The organism is Haliea alexandrii (assembly GCF_003719295.1).
Lineage (GTDB): Bacteria > Pseudomonadota > Gammaproteobacteria > Pseudomonadales > Halieaceae > Haliea > Haliea alexandrii.
This window is the reverse complement of the sequence record NZ_RFLW01000002.1, coordinates 115,869-131,061: the sequence shown is the minus strand read 5'-3', so window position 1 is coordinate 131,061 and position 15,193 is coordinate 115,869. Positions and strand designations below refer to the sequence as shown.

Here is a 15,193-nt window from a genome sequence, read left to right as displayed (position 1 = left end):
TGCCCCTACTGTGCGCCGACCGGGCCCGCTGAACGTGTTTGGCTCACATGTCACTACGAGGTTGTTGCCATGCTCACCTGGAATGAAATCTGTCGCCTCGCCAACGAAGGCAATCCCGAACCTGATACAAGGCTGCAACGCAGCAACGAGGAGTGGGCCGCCCTGCTCACGCCGGAACAGTACCACGTAACCCGCCAGGCGGGCACGGAGCGTGCGTTCAGTAACGAGATGTGCTCGCGCTTTGAGCCCGGCGACTACGCCTGCGTCTGCTGCGGCACCCTGCTGTTCGACAGCGAGCAGAAGTTTGAATCCGGCAGCGGGTGGCCCTCTTTCACGCAGCCGGTAAAAACCAACGTCATTGCCTACCACACCGATCACGGCTTCGGACGCACACGCATCGAGACCACCTGCAACACCTGCGACGCACATCTCGGGCACGTGTTCCCGGACGGACCACCGCCAAGTGGCCTGCGCTACTGCATGAACGCAGCCGCCCTGCGCAAGCTCGCGGACGCCGAGGATGCGCAATGAAACAGCTGCTCCTCATTCTCGGCCTCGCCGGGCTGACCGCGTGTACCAACCAGGCCCAGCGAGCGCAGGAAGCCGTAACAACGGCTCTGCCGGCAGTGGAGACCATTGAATTCCGGGAGCTGGCGAACTACCCGGGCAAGGTGGTGTGCGGCGACTATCGCTCCATCCAGCGCTATGGCGACAGCCCGGGGTTCAAGCCGTTCATTTTCCGCGCCGGCCAGGCGGACGTGTTGCCCACTGCCGAAGACATCCGGGTGTTCTGCTCGGAACAACCGCAGGCGGTGCTGTATGCAATGACCGGCATCCAGACCTCCCCTGCCCCGAGCGCAGAGCTGCACAAGATTGCGGATGACCTCACCCGCCTGCAAGCGGCACTGGACACGTACTACGAAGACATCGCGAACTTCCCGCAGAGCGAACCCGGCCTTGAGAGCCTGGTGCGCCCCATCGGCAGCATGCGTCGTGCCGGTCGCTTCAGGGACGGCGGCTATATTGAAGCGATTCCGCAAGACCCGTGGCAGCGCCCCTACCGCTACGCAGCGCCCGACTTTGCAGGCTCGCGCCAACCGCCTTCACTGCTGACCCTCGGCGCTGACAATGCCCCGGGGGGCGTGGACGAAAATGCGGACATTTCCCTCAATGAACTGCATTACCTGCAACACGCCCTGGAGCTTGCGCAGCCGTGAGCTCTGCCAAGCCAGCCTACAGCGGGGACATGGTGGTGCGTTTCAGCGACACCGACGCCCAGGGACATCTCTATTTTGCCAACTACCTGGTTTACGCCGATGAAGTCGCCGGCTTTTACATGGAAGAACTGGGCCTGGGGGCGATGAACCCGCAAACAGCTCCCTGCTTCATCTTCACCGTGAACATCAACTGCGACTACCTGGGTGAATGCCGGGCCTACGAAACCGTCACCGTGGAACTTGGCTACACCCGCCTCGGCCGCAGCAGTGCCGAGCTCGCCTTCAGCCTGCAGGAAAAAAACAGTGGCCGCCCCCTTGCCCGAGGCAGCCTCACCCAGGTTTTCACCGACAAACAAAGCCGCAAGGCGACAAGCATTCCCGCCCACTTCCGCGCTGCCATCCTGGCGCGCCAGCCAGAACTCAACACCGAGCAGCGCGGTCAAAGCAGTTGACCGCAGCCGCACCCTGAGCAACTATTCAGCTGTTGGCGCAAACCGCGATTCCGCGCGTCAGGGCGTCCTAGCAGGAAAGCGGCTCATGCCCCAGCGGCCTGACTATAAAACAGCGCTTGCGGTGATACGCGAGCAGGTACAAGGCAAGGAGTTCGAGCGCAGCTTGCGTGAATCCACGCTGCTGCTCGAACAGAACAGCAGCATGGCGGAGCTGTGGAGCCTGCAGGGGCAATCGCTACAGGGTCTGGGCCGTTTGGCAGAGGCGGAAGCTTGTTATCGCAGCGGCCTGGAGGCTTGTCGTGACGCACCCCGCCTGCTGGTTCAACTCGGCCACCTGTTAAGCCGACAGAACCGCGGGGACGAAGCCTGCGACTGCTTTAGCCGGGCAATGGCGGCGGACGCCAGCCTCACCGATGCCTACCGCGGCCTGCTCAATTTCCGTGCAATTCCCCTGGACAGCCCGGAAGTGGCCACCTTGCTGAAACTTGCCCTGGATACGGAGCGCAGCCATTCAGCCCGAGCCCGGGCGCTGTTTCTGCTCGGACAAATCTATACGGAATCCGGTCTCGACAACCCTGGCTTCGCCTTCTATGAGCAGGCCAACCGCTTTGCCGCAAAGGACATCACGGGAAACCGCGAGTACCAGGTCTCCCCCAGCGCCGCCGTTATGGATCGGCAGTTCTTTCAACGCCACCCGCGCAAACACCCGACGCCTGCCTGCCCGCTGCTGGTGGTGGCCGGCTTGCCCCGCTCTGGCAAAAGCCTGGTTGAAACACTGTTGGCGCAACACCCCCGAGTGGCAGCAGGAGGTGAACTGGCGCTGGTGCGCAAACTGGCCGCCAACCTCCCGACGCGGGAGAACGTACAGGCCCAGGCAACCAGGCTGGCAGCGGAACCGGGTTCCCCCCTGGTGGCACTGTGTCCACCGCTTGCAGGGAGTGAGGTGCGCTACCTGGTGGACACGTCGCCCGCGAACCTCAGCCGTCTCGGCTGGCTGGGCCTGTTGCACCCGGACATGCCGGTTGTCCTTTGCCGACGGGCACCGCTGGACCTGGGGCTCGCGCTGTTTTTCAAAAACTTTCGCAGCGGGCACCGTTACAGTTATCAGCTCGCCACTATTGGCCGGGCAATTGCCCTGGCCGAGAAGCTCATCGCCCACTGGCAGGCGGCCCTGCCCAACCCCGTGCTTGAAGTCCGCTACGAAACACTGGTGCGTGAGCCGGCTGCCGTGCGCGACCAGCTGATGTCCCTGCTCGCACTCGACGCTTCGCGCCGGCCCGCGCCGAATGGCTCCGGCCAGGGGCAGAACTGGCGCGTGTTTCCAAGCCGCTCTCTGGATGCCGTTGGCGAGATCAGCCCGACACTGGTGGGGTTTGCGAAACGCTTTCGCCACCAACTGGCGCCGCTTGTGCGTGCCTACGAGGATGAGCTCGCGCGACCCCGCCTGAGCAGCCCACCGGAGTCTGGCGGTTACCGGGAGCGACGGCGCAAGCGCCCTGCAACACGGTAAACGCGCTGGCGGCCTGCCGTGCGTTGCACCGACCGCAATAGTCGACTAAAATACTCGGGTATTCATCGGCACCCCATCGCGCTTGTCGCCATCCGGGTGCAGCGCGTGCGAAAATGCACTGAATCACCGTTACCGTCGTCTCGCCCGTCAGCACAGGTCACTGATTATGTCGCAGGAACACATCGAACACGCCATACGCAAGGAGTACGCTGCGGGCTTCACCACGAATATCGAGTCCGACACCCTGCCACCGGGCCTGAATGAAGACACTATCAGGTTCATTTCCGGCCGCAAGAACGAGCCCGAGTGGCTGCTCGAATGGCGCCTGGAGGCCTACCGCGACTGGCTGAAGATGGCTGAGCCGGAATGGGCGCATGTGCAGTACCCGGCGGTCAAATTCAACGAAATCTCCTATTTCTCATCCCCCAAGGCGATGAAGGACCGGCCCCAGAGCCTCGATGAAGTCGACCCGGAGCTGATCGAAACCTACAACAAGCTCGGCATCCCCCTGCATGAGCAGGCGGCGCTCGCGGGCGTTGCGGTCGATGCCGTGTTCGACTCGGTGTCCGTCACCACCACCTTCCGCGAGAAGCTCTGGGAAGCCGGCGTGATCTTCTGCTCGATTTCAGAGGCGGTGCACGATTACCCCGAGCTGATCAAGAAATACCTGGGCAGTGTCGTGCCGCGCAAAGACAATTTCTACGCCGCTCTCAACAGCGCGGTGTTCAGCGACGGTTCCTTCGTCTACATCCCGAAAGGGGTGCGCTGTCCCATGGAGCTGTCCACCTACTTTCGCATCAATGAAGCCAACACCGGCCAGTTTGAGCGCACGCTGATCGTCGCCGACGAAGGCAGCCACGTCAGCTACCTTGAGGGCTGCACGGCCCCCATGCGCGACGAGAACCAGCTGCACGCGGCGGTGGTTGAACTGGTGGCACTCGACGGTGCCGAGATCAAGTACTCCACGGTGCAGAACTGGTACCCCGGGGATGCCGAAGGCAAAGGCGGTATCTACAACTTCGTCACCAAGCGCGGCGTGGCGCACCGCGACGCCAAGATCTCCTGGACCCAGGTGGAAACCGGTTCGGCCATCACCTGGAAGTACCCCAGCTGCATACTGCGTGGCGACAACAGCATCGGTGAGTTCTACTCGGTAGCGCTGACCAACAACGCGCAGCAGGCGGATACCGGCACGAAGATGATCCACCTGGGCAAGAACACCCGCTCGACCATCATTTCCAAGGGGATTTCCGCGGGCAAGAGTTCCAACGCCTACCGCGGGCTGGTGCGCATGAGCCCGCGCGCAGAGGGCGCACGCAACTACACCCAGTGCGACTCCCTGCTGATTGGTGACCGCTGCGCTGCGCACACATTCCCGTATATCGAAAGCCGCAATCCTTCGGCTGTTGTGGAACACGAAGCCACGACGTCCAAGGTCAGCGACGATCAGCTGTACCTGTGCCAGCAACGCGGACTGGATGCCGAGAAAGCGGTGTCCATGATCGTCAACGGCTTTTGCAAGGAAGTCTTCAGGGAGCTGCCCATGGAATTTGCCATGGAAGCAGGCAAATTGCTGGAAGTGAGCCTCGAAGGTTCTGTCGGCTAAGGCAAACACTAGCGTGCGACCCTGCGGTCGCACTTCGGAGCAAGAAAACCATGTTGAAGATCGACAACCTGCACGCCAGCGTGGAGAACAAGGCTATCCTCAAGGGTCTGGACCTCACGGTCGGCCCCGGTGAGGTACACGCTATCATGGGCCCCAACGGCTCGGGCAAAAGCACACTCGGGCACGTGCTCGCCGGGCGACCCGGCTATGCCGTTACGGCGGGCAGCGCACAATTGCTGGGGCAGGATTTGCTGACACTGGATACGGAGGAGCGTGCGCACCTGGGCTTGTTTCTCGCCTACCAGTACCCGGTGGAGATTCCCGGCGTCAGCAACATGGAGTTCCTCAAGGCCTCCGTCGACGCCGTGCGTGAACACCGCAACGAAGCCGCGCTGGATAGCGTGACCTTCATGAAACAGGCCCGCGAAGCCTGCAAGGCGGTCGATCTCGACGCCGCGTTTCTCAAGCGCGGTGTCAATGAAGGGTTCTCCGGTGGCGAGAAAAAACGCAACGAGTTGATGCAGATGATGCTGCTTGCACCCAAGCTGTGCATCATGGATGAAACCGACAGCGGGCTGGATATCGACGCGCTGCAGGTGGTCGCCAACGGCATCAACGCCATGCGCAGCCCCGAGCGTAGCTTTATTCTGGTGACTCACTACCAGCGCCTGCTCAATTTCATCAAACCGGACCGGGTGCATGTCCTGTCCGGCGGTCGCATCGTGAAATCCGGTGACCACTCGCTGGCACTGGAGCTTGAAGAACGCGGCTATGCCTGGTTGGAGGACGTAGCCTGATGAGTGACTTCATGCAGCAGGCGCTGGCGGCCGCCGCGCGCACCGCGCCGGCCTGGCTGGAGCCCGTTCAGGCCCGCGGCCGCGACGCATGGTCCAAAACGGCACTGCCCACGCGCAAAACCGAGGCCTGGAAATACACCAGCCTGCAACCCTTGCAGCAAACGTTCAGCGCACCGGCTACCGAATCCGCGCGCTCACCGCTCGACGATATCCCGTTGCCGGAGCTGGCCGGCCCAACGCTGGTATTCGCCGACGGCCACTACCGCGCCGAGCTGTCTCACGGCGAACTTCCGGCCGGCTTGAACCTGGTACGCTTCGCCGATGCGAACAGCGAGCAGGCAGCGCGCATTGCCGCCGCTCTGGGCAGTGCCCTGCAGCCTGGCCGCCACGTTTTCGCGCCCCTGAATGACGCCACGCTCGCCGACGGTGTGTTCATGGAGGTGGCGGCCAACGCCCATATCGATACACCGGTGCACATTGCCTGGCTAACCACCGGGCAGAATGAATCGATCAGCATCACCCAGCGCCTGCTGGTATGTCTCGCGGAGAACAGCAGCGCTACGCTGGTTGAGTCTTTCGCCAACACGGCGACCGGAGGCACGGCCTTCACCAATGGTATTACCGAATTGCTGCTGGCCCGCGGCGCGCAGCTGAACCACTACCGCCTGCACCTGGAGCAGGGTGACGCGGTGCATATTGGCGGCGTACATGCACGGCAGGACGCAGACAGCCTGCTGAACGGCTTTCACCTCGCCCTGGGCAGCGCGCTGAAACGCATTGACCTGGTCGTGGACCACCAGGGCAGCGGCGCCCATTGCGCACTGGACGGCCTGTACCTGCCCCGCGGCACCGAAACCGTCGACTACCACACCTGCATTGAACATGCTGTCCCGCACTGCACCAGCCAGGAACGCTTCCGCGGCATCATCGCCGATGAAGCCACTGCGGTTTTCAACGGGCGGATTCACATCCATCCGCAGGCACAGAAAACCCGCGCGGAGCTGAGCAACAAGAACCTGCTGACCAGCAACAAGGCGGAAATCAACACCAAGCCGGAGCTGGAAATCTACGCCGATGACGTGCAGTGCGCCCACGGTGCTACCGTTGCCCAGCTGGACCCGCTTGCACTCCACTACCTGCGCACCCGCGGTGTACCGCGCGAAGAGGCCGAAGTGATGCTGAGCTACGGCTTTATCAACGAACTGGTGGAAGCTATCGCGCAACCGGCCGTGCAGGCGTTTCTCAAGCCCCTCCTGGCCAGGCGTTTCGCACGCGATGCACGCCTGACGAGGCATATCCTGTGAACGCATCGACCGCCATGGCCTCTGCAGCCCCCTTTGACCCCGCCGCCCTGCGCCAGGATTTTCCTATCCTGCAGCAGTCCGTCAATGGCGCACCCCTGGTCTACCTGGACAATGCCGCCACCACGCAGAAACCCGAGGTGGTTATTCAGGCGATTGCCAACTACTACCGCCGAGACAACGCCAATGTGCACCGCGGCGCACATACACTCAGCGACCGGGCCACCGTTGCCTTTGAAGCGGCACGGGAAACGGTTGCGCGGTTTATCAATAGCCCGCGCAGCAATCAGGTCATCTGGACGCGGGGTGCTACCGAGGCCATTAATTTGGTTGCCTACAGCTGGGGGCACACGCACTTGCGTGCCGGCGACCGGATTCTCGTGTCCTACCTGGAGCATCATTCCAACATCGTGCCCTGGCAGCTGGCGGCCGCCGCCACCGGTGCCGAGGTCGTGCCGATTCCCATCACGGAAGCCGGTGACATCGACCTGCAAGCACTGACGGGGCTGCTCGACGAGCGGGTCAAGCTGGTGGCCGTGAACCACGTATCGAACGCACTCGGCACAATCAACCCGGTGGCGGAGATCAGCCGGCTGGCGCATGCGGCGGGGGCAAAAGTGCTGGTCGACGGCGCCCAGGCGATTGCTCACATGCCCGTGGATGTCCAGTCCATAGGCTGCGATTTTTACGTGTTCTCCGGGCACAAGCTGTTTGGCCCTACCGGCATGGGCGTGTTGTGGGGGCAGGAAGCGCTGCTCGACACGATGCCCCCGTTTCTCGGTGGGGGTGAAATGATCGAGACGGTGAGTTTCAGCGGCAGCACCTGGAACGCACTGCCCTTCAAATTCGAAGCCGGCACGCCCAATATTGCCGGCGCGATCGGCATGGCGGCCGCCATCGATTACCTGGCGGGCATCGACATTGCCGCCGCAGCAGCTCACGAGTGCAGCCTGCTGCAGCAATCCATCGATCTGGCTGGTGATATCGACGGGCTGCGACGCATCGGCAACCCCGCACAAACCGTGGGCATATTCAGCTTCGTACTGGAGGGCGTGCATCCCTCCGACCTGGGCATGCTGCTCGACGAACAGGGTATAGCCGTGCGCACCGGCCACCATTGCACTCAACCACTCATGGCGCATTACCAGGTGCCAGGGACCGTACGCGCGTCCTATTCGCTGTACAATACGGCGGATGACGTGGAGCGACTGTTCGCCGGTATCCACAAGGCAAAACGCCTCTTTGGCTAAAAGGTTACTTATGAGCGTTGAAACGTTTGACGTGAACACCGATGCCCTGCAGGTTACACCCGCAGCGGCAGCCTATCTGAAGAAACAGCTCGGCCAGTCAGGCAAACGGGCACTGCGCATCAGTGTGCGGGAGAGTGGCTGTACCGGCTTCATGTACGTGATGGATGAAGTGGACAGCGGTCAGGAAGGTGACCTCACGCTGCATCCGGATGCCGAACTGGATATTTTCGTGGACCGCGCCTCGCTGCCTGTTTTGCAGGGCACCCGGCTGGACTTCGAAAAGGAAGGGCTGAACCGCACCATCAAGTTCCACAACCCGAACGTCACTGCCGCCTGTGGCTGTGGCGAAAGCTTCAGTATTAGTTGATTGGTGAACATTACATGAGCGCCCAGGAACGAACCCTGCTCACCACCCAGCGCGATTGCCCGGGCCGTCTGGTACCCGTGGGCGACCCGGTCACCATCCCGGCGCATACCTTCGTCACCCTGACCCAGGCCCTGGGCGGCAACTACACCGTTATCCACAACGGCAACATGGTGCGGGTAGACGGCACCGATGCCGATGCCCTGGGGCTGACGCCGCAGCGGCTTGATTTCACCCCGCCCGCGGACGGACGAATCGATGAAGCACAGGTGTGGGAGGCACTGGGTACGGTCTACGATCCGGAAGTGCCGGTCGACCTGGTCAACCTGGGGCTGATTTACCGTGTGGATATCGACCAGAGTGCTGCCAGCGTTGCCATCAGCATGACCCTCACGGCTCCGGGCTGCGGCATGGGCCCCGTGCTGGTGGGCGATGTAAAATACCGTGTTTCACAGGTACCCAATGTCAACGCGGTTGAAGTGGAACTTGTGTTCGACCCGCCGTGGAGCCGCGACATGATGTCCGAAGAGGCACAGCTCGAAACCGGCATGTTTTACTAGGGAGAGTTCATCGTGCCAGACCCGGCGCCCGCCAATCCGTTTGGCCACAGCATCACCAGTGACGACATTGTCGAAACACTCGCCTTTTTCGACGACTGGGAAGACCGCTACAAGTACATCATTGATCTGGGCCGTGAGCTGCCTGCCATGCCCGACGAGCTGCACACGGAAGACCGCAAGATCCGCGGTTGCCAGAGCCAGGTGTGGATCGATACCCGACTGGAGGAGAACCGCCTGCAGCTGTCAGTCGACAGCGATGCGTTTATCGTCAAGGGCCTGCTGGGTGTTGTGCTCGCCGCCTACAACAACAAAACACCCGAGGACATCCGGGCCTTCGATATCGACCAGTATTTCGAGCAGCTCGACCTCCTGCACCACCTGTCTCCTACACGGGGCAACGGTTTACGGGCGATGGTCGCGCGCATCCGGCAAATTGCGGGGGCCGACCCTGCGAGGCCGGCCCCGTAAGACTCTCAACAAGTCGATGTAACCTCAGTCGTCGTCATCGTTGAGGTCATCACCCTCATCGTCGTTGAGCTCATCGTCCTCGGTCAGATCATCGTCCTCGGTCAGATCATCGTCCTCGATCAGGTCATCATCCTCGATCAGGTCATCATCCTCGGTCAGATCATCGTCCTCGATCAGGTCATCATCCTCGGTCAGATCATCGTCCTCGGTCAGGTCATCATCCTCGGTCAGATCATCGTCCTCGGTCAGGTCATCGTCCGTCAGGTCATCGTCTGACGCCAAGGGGTTGTCATCGTCGAAGTCATCACACCCTTCACTGGAGTCGTCCGTTTCGTCATCATCTTCCGAGTCGTCGTCACCAAAACAGGCGAACTCTCGTTCACCGGCCAGCGCGACACGGTCTTCAAACTCAACCTCATCGGCAATCCCGTCGGCGATACTGTCGTCGCTGATCTTGACCAGATCGCCAGCTTGCACGTTTGCGAAAAACGTGTCGGCACTGATATCAACATCGTCACGTCCCTCAAACTCGGCACCAGTGGTGCTGTAGGTCAAGCCGAGTATGGTGACGCTTTCACCTGCTACGAAACTGTCTACCGGACCCTGCAGTTCCTGCTCATTGTCGTCATCGTCGCGATCAAGCGTCGTCGCCACCAGGCGATCGCCGTCAAGGTATGCTTCCACTTCGAGAAAATCACCGGGAACCAAGTCGCCAATGCGCAAAATACTGGAGCGATCAGTGTCGTCATCAAAGCGCGTCGCGGAATCGATACTTACGGTGACCGACCCCGGCACGAGTTGCAGCGTGACTGTTCCCGCCTCTGTATCGACTGCTCCAAGCGGGCCCTCGACCTTGATACGACCGCGGCGCGACTGGACCGTGTCCGCAAGCAGTCGCCCGGCCTCCCAGACACCATTGATCTGCACTACCGCCCCGTTGGCAAGCACCAGATTCGCGGGCTGCAACACCGCATTGGAAGCGTCCACGTCAACACCACCCACCTGGAAACTTGTTGAGTCCAGATAACCGGTGACTGCGCCCTGAACCTGGACGATCGCCCCATCCGTGAAGCGGCTCGCGGAACCCCCATCCAGCTCGATACGCGTTGCGGTAATGAGACCATCTGCCAGCGTACCGTGCACCTCTACCAGCTGCCCTTCGCTGACCGCGATGCTGCCAAAATCCTCAAGCGTTGCGGTGCTGTAATCCACGCTCACGTCGCCAAAGGCAAACTGGCTCCCCGAGACCACGCCGACGCGGCCACGGACCTCAACGAGTGACTGACCAGGAACAAACGGGTCCTTTCGTTCCAGGCGAGTGGCACGCAGGCTGTCACCACGACCAGTGAACCCGGATACTTCGACGAAGTCATCGATACCCACGCTGTCGAAGTCCACATCTTCGAATACCGTTCCGGCACGTTCAACGATCACATTGACGCCAAGAATAGTCAGCAGCTTGGCGTCACCATCCGCAGACACCTCTATGCTGGATATCGGTCCTTTCAACTCGTTGTCATACACAACGCGCTCGGCATCCCCGGTCGCGCCGCTATCGTCGACCTGACCAGTGACCAGAACAACCATGCCAAGACGCAAGGCATCATCATCGAGTACTTCGCCATCGATGATGACTTCGGCGTCATCCGTTTCGTAACGCACACCGTTAACGAAGATACTGCCGAAGCCGTCAATAGTACCGCTGCTGGTCGTGCTCTGACCCGACCCCCCGATTCCACCACCGCCGGTAGGCGGGGATGGATTCACCGCTACCAGACTATCGCCACCACCACCGCCGCCGCAGGCGGAAAGGACCAATGCCAAGGCACTGGAGGTTACCAAGGGACGCGGCACAAATGGACTCTTCATGGCTACTGCTCCTGTTCGGGAAGTTCGATGTAATAAATGCCAACCGCAACGTAACGTAGGGCCTCACCCGCCGTTTCATCGCTTTCTGATTGATGTTGCGTCAACCAAGCGTTGTACTCTTCCAGCAACGCCTGAGACTTGCGGGTAGACAGTGCCCGGAACTCAGTCGCTGTTGCGGCAGCAATCGAGGCGTTAGACACTTTTCGTTGGAAGAAGCGTTGCTCGGGCAATACCTCAAGGTTGTGGCCAATGGTGTGGACCAGCTCCCCTACGTCTTTGCCCAGGATATTGATCTTCTCCAGGGGTGTTGCCCGCGGGATATAGGCGCGCTCCACGAGCACCGCATTGCCACCTTGTACCTCAACGTTCTCACTCGCCTGGAGTGTGGAGAGCATGGCCGCAGCCGGAATATCACCACTGTAGCGCCGCACAAGCGCCGCAAAACTCCAATCACAGCCTTCGAGAGGCAGGGGAGCGGGCTGCCCGCTGGCATCCGTGAAATCCGCGTCGTTGATCCAGCCGCTGATGACACGGATCGCACGGTTATAACGCTGGCTGGCACCGACATCCACAGGTGCCTCGGAATCCCGGATGCGGCTGACGTCCTTGCGTGTCAATCCCGTCAGCGCTGACACAGCGGACACTGTCGCGCGTTTGCCATCGCGCTCGACCTGAAGAAACCCTTCTTCAACGAATGCACGTTTGGCCAACTCCGCAAAGGTACCGTACGCCATGCCGTGAGAAAGGAGCACACGGGCGAGAGGCCGCATGATTCGGACCACCGCGTCACTGAGAACTTGATGTATTGGCATATCCATATTTGGGAATATATTCCCAAATTATGAGGACGTCAAGTATCTAAAGCTGACTCGTCTCCGCTATGCACTCGCGATAGGACCGCATACCCTGAAGCACCAGCACAATGGCCAGCGGGCAGACCAGCAGCGGCAGTAGCGCCAGCGCGTAACGCAGGGCCTGGTCGTCGCCAAATACAAAGTCAGTGAGTATCGCGACAGCACTGGGCCCAAACGCCAGCCCGAACAGGTTGGTGAAAAACAGCATCAAGGCTGACACCTGCGCACGCATTCGATTGGGCGTCATGAACTGCACCGCTGCCACACCCACGCCAAAGTGCGCATTGAGGAAAAACACGATCGGCGCGGCCCACCAGATGGCCAACGTGGCGCTGCCACTCAGTGGCCCGGCAACCGCGGGCAGCAACCACAGTGCGGCAACCAGCAGTACGATGCGCAGCGGCGCATCGGCATAACCGCGTCGCCGCAACGGTTCCACCGACCAGCCTCCCGCGAGCGCACCCGCGCTGCCTGCGAGCAGAAACATCAACCCGAACTGGCTGCCCGCCTCTGCGCGGGGCATGTCGAAACTGCGAATCAGGAATTCCGGGTACCAGGCCATGGTGCCGTAGCCAAGAATACTCAGCACTGACGCGGCGCCCATCGGGGCCAGATAGGCTCGCCCGTGCGCCCTGAGGTGGGCCAAAATCGCTGCGAGGCCGGGGGCTGACTGCTGCTCATTCTGCGCTGCAGTGCGGACAACGTCTTCGCGGCGCACGGGTTCCGGGAGAAAGCCGAGTAGCACCGCAAGCAACAACCCCGGTGCGCCCACTGCAATAAAGGTCATCTGCCACGGGCGCATCTCGCCCAACAACGGCAGCGTTACCGGAGGGCCCTGCGCAAACCACGCATACACGGCCCCGCCCACCACGTACGCCATGCCACCACCCAGCGTAATACCCAGACTGTAGATGGCCAGCGCACGCGCCAGCTTCTCGCGGGGAAACAGATCACCGAGCATGGAAAACGCCGAGGGCGACAGCGTGGCCTCACCGATACCGACGCCGACACGCGCGAGGAACAGGCCGCCAAAACTGCGGGCAGCACCGCACAGGCAGGTCATCGCACTCCAGGCCACCAGCCCGGCGGTGATAATCCACTTGCGGCTGTGGCGGTCGGCGAGGCGCGCAATCGGTAGCCCCATAACGATGTAGAACATGGAAAACGCGAAGCCGTGCAGCAGGCTGTACTGAAAATCGCTGATGGCGAAATCGGCGCGAATGGGGCCAATCAGCACTGCCATGACATTGCGGTCGATAAACGACAGGATGTACGCCAACAACAGCAGTATCAGCGCGTAGTTGGCGGTCGCTGCCGGAGGATACCCGTCCGCACCCGTTGGGGAAGTCGAGTTAAAGCAGGCCACGCCCTGGAATCGCCTGCAGCAGTTGTCGTGTGTAGTCTTCCTGCGGCGCGTTAAACAGCGCATCACCGGTGCCCTGCTCCACGACACGCCCTTTGTACAACACCAGTATGCGGTCGGCGATATGTCGCACAACGGCCAGATCATGAGAGACAAACAGCATGGTCAGGCCGTATTCACGCCCCAGTTCCAGCATCAGCTCGAGAATCTGTGCCTGAATGGTCACATCCAGCGCCGACACCGGCTCATCCGCCACCACGAACTCCGGGCGCGTTGCCAGTGCACGGCCGATAGCAATACGCTGGCGCTGGCCACCGGAAAACTCATGCGGGTACTTGCGCACGAACGCACGCGCCAGGCCCACGTCATCCATAAGCTGCAGCACGCCCTGCTCGACCGTTTTGCGCGTGGCGATACCGTGCAGTAGCAGGGGTTCGGCCAGGGTGTCGTACACGGACATGCGCGGGTTCAACGAGGCGTAGGGGTCCTGGAAAATCATCTGCATGCGGCGCCGCATCTGTTTCAAGCCGGCGCCGGCAAGGCCGGTGACATCCGTGCCATCAAAGAGCACCTCGCCACTGGTCACCGGCACCAGGCGCAGCAGCGAGCGGCCGATGGTCGACTTGCCACTGCCCGATTCACCCACCAGACCCAACACTTCGCCTCGTTGCACGGTGAAGCTGACATCGTCCACTGCACGCAACGGTTCAGCACCGCGCCCCTGGGGGAACCAGGTACACAGGTTGCGCACCTGAATGAGGTCTTCCCGCACGGCGTCTGCCGGGGGCTTGCTGCCTGCGGGTATCGCCGCCAGCAGTTTCTGTGTGTAAGGGTGCTCGGCGGCCTGGAAAATCGCCTGACGATCGCCCCGCTCCACCACATGTCCCTTTTCCATCACCACGATGTCATCGGCAATGTCAGCAACCACAGACAGGTCATGGCTGATGAAAATCACGCCGATGTTGCGCTTGCGCTGCAGCTCGGCAATGAGTTCGAGTATCTGCGCCTGAATAGTGACATCCAGTGCCGTGGTCGGCTCATCAGCAATCAACAGCCTGGGCTCATTGATCAGCGCCATCGCGATCATTACCCGCTGACGCATACCGCCGGAAAACTGGTGTGGGTACTGGTCGATGGTTGCCTGCGGGTCGCGCAACCCCACTTCCGCCAGCAGTTCCAGTGCGCGCTCCCTGGCCTGTGCCCGGGTGACCTTGCGGTGGTAGATGAGCGGCTCCACCAGCTGGTTACCCACCGTCATGTAGGGGTTGAGGCAGGTCATCGGGTCCTGAAAGATCATGGCGATATCGCGGCCGCGGATCTCGCGCAGCTCGCGCTCGCTCATCTGCAGCAGGTCGCGCCCGTCAAACACTGCACTGCCACTCTCGATACTGGCAGGCGGCGTGGGAAGCAACCCCAGCAGGCTGTAGCAGGCAACCGACTTGCCCGACCCTGACTCACCGATGATCGCGGTGATCTGCCCGGGTTCTACGTTAAAGCCTATACGGTTTACCGCCGTGATGCGGCCGTTGCGGGTGGTGAAGTCGACCTGGAGGTCGCGGACACTGAGCAGAGGCATGGGCAA

Annotated in this window: 15 protein-coding genes; 11 read left to right on the top strand and 4 right to left on the bottom strand. The window is 61.4% G+C overall.

All coding sequences use genetic code 11. The annotated features are described in order from the left end of the window. Positions 1–69 precede the first annotated feature (69 nt). The 11 genes from msrB to EGJ68_RS08775 all read left to right on the top strand — a co-directional run bounded on the left by msrB (position 70) and on the right by EGJ68_RS08775 (position 9,525). A complete protein-coding gene (msrB, locus tag EGJ68_RS08825) occupies positions 70–531 on the top strand; it encodes a peptide-methionine (R)-S-oxide reductase MsrB (protein WP_123034212.1) in 462 nt (153 codons plus the stop codon). Then, a complete protein-coding gene (locus EGJ68_RS08820) occupies positions 528–1,217 on the top strand; it encodes a type II secretion system protein GspG (protein WP_123034211.1) in 690 nt (229 codons plus the stop codon). Before msrB ends, EGJ68_RS08820 begins: the two co-directional genes overlap by 4 nt. Next, positions 1,214–1,669 carry an acyl-CoA thioesterase gene (locus EGJ68_RS08815; RefSeq protein WP_233248745.1) on the top strand — a complete coding sequence of 152 codons (456 nt, stop codon included), beginning with the start codon at positions 1,214–1,216 and terminating at the stop codon, positions 1,667–1,669. Before EGJ68_RS08820 ends, EGJ68_RS08815 begins: the two co-directional genes overlap by 4 nt. Before the next feature lie 85 nt (positions 1,670–1,754). Further along, the gene (locus EGJ68_RS08810) at positions 1,755–3,179 is read left to right on the top strand and encodes a tetratricopeptide repeat-containing sulfotransferase family protein (protein ID WP_123034210.1); all 1,425 of its coding nucleotides are present in this window, start codon (positions 1,755–1,757) and stop codon (positions 3,177–3,179) included. A 166-nt stretch (positions 3,180–3,345) separates the two neighbouring features. Continuing rightward, complete coding sequence (sufB, locus tag EGJ68_RS08805; protein WP_027949241.1) at positions 3,346–4,785, top strand: Fe-S cluster assembly protein SufB; 1,440 nt, start codon at positions 3,346–3,348, stop codon at positions 4,783–4,785. Positions 4,786–4,835: 50 nt separating this feature from the next. Then, positions 4,836–5,582 carry a Fe-S cluster assembly ATPase SufC gene (gene sufC / locus EGJ68_RS08800; protein ID WP_123034209.1) on the top strand — a complete coding sequence of 249 codons (747 nt, stop codon included), beginning with the start codon at positions 4,836–4,838 and terminating at the stop codon, positions 5,580–5,582. Continuing rightward, positions 5,582–6,886, top strand: a complete 1,305-nt coding sequence (gene sufD / locus EGJ68_RS08795) for a Fe-S cluster assembly protein SufD (RefSeq protein ID WP_123034208.1) — start codon at positions 5,582–5,584, stop codon at positions 6,884–6,886. Before sufC ends, sufD begins: the two co-directional genes overlap by 1 nt. A 14-nt stretch (positions 6,887–6,900) precedes the next feature. Next, positions 6,901–8,133 (top strand): aminotransferase class V-fold PLP-dependent enzyme, encoded by a 1,233-nt coding sequence (locus tag EGJ68_RS08790; protein ID WP_123034824.1) that lies wholly within the window; start codon positions 6,901–6,903, stop codon positions 8,131–8,133. Positions 8,134–8,143: 10 nt separating this feature from the next. Continuing rightward, positions 8,144–8,500, top strand: a complete 357-nt coding sequence (locus EGJ68_RS08785) for a HesB/IscA family protein (RefSeq protein ID WP_123034207.1) — start codon at positions 8,144–8,146, stop codon at positions 8,498–8,500. A 14-nt stretch (positions 8,501–8,514) separates the two neighbouring features. Continuing rightward, entirely contained in the window at positions 8,515–9,057 is a 543-nt protein-coding gene (gene sufT / locus EGJ68_RS08780) for a putative Fe-S cluster assembly protein SufT (RefSeq protein ID WP_123034206.1), read from the top strand. A gap of 12 nt (positions 9,058–9,069) precedes the next feature. After that, positions 9,070–9,525, top strand: coding sequence for a SufE family protein (locus EGJ68_RS08775; RefSeq protein WP_123034205.1), 456 nt, complete (start codon positions 9,070–9,072; stop codon positions 9,523–9,525). Between the two features lie 24 nt (positions 9,526–9,549). Here the strand turns inward: EGJ68_RS08775 and EGJ68_RS08770 are convergent, their stop codons facing one another. The 4 genes from EGJ68_RS08770 to EGJ68_RS08755 are packed head-to-tail and all read right to left on the bottom strand — an operon-like array spanning position 9,550 to position 15,187. Beyond that, on the bottom strand, positions 9,550–11,394 hold the full coding sequence (locus EGJ68_RS08770) for a DUF5666 domain-containing protein (RefSeq protein WP_123034204.1): 1,845 nt from the start codon (positions 11,392–11,394) through the stop codon (positions 9,550–9,552). 2 nt (positions 11,395–11,396) lie between these two features. Beyond that, positions 11,397–12,206 (bottom strand): DUF6502 family protein, encoded by an 810-nt coding sequence (locus EGJ68_RS08765; RefSeq protein ID WP_269845662.1) that lies wholly within the window; start codon positions 12,204–12,206, stop codon positions 11,397–11,399. A gap of 46 nt (positions 12,207–12,252) precedes the next feature. Further along, a complete protein-coding gene (locus EGJ68_RS08760; protein ID WP_158283586.1) occupies positions 12,253–13,614 on the bottom strand; it encodes an MFS transporter in 1,362 nt (453 codons plus the stop codon). Beyond that, positions 13,601–15,187 carry an ABC transporter ATP-binding protein gene (locus EGJ68_RS08755; RefSeq protein ID WP_123034201.1) on the bottom strand — a complete coding sequence of 529 codons (1,587 nt, stop codon included), beginning with the start codon at positions 15,185–15,187 and terminating at the stop codon, positions 13,601–13,603. Before EGJ68_RS08755 ends, EGJ68_RS08760 begins: the two co-directional genes overlap by 14 nt. Positions 15,188–15,193 lie beyond the last annotated feature (6 nt).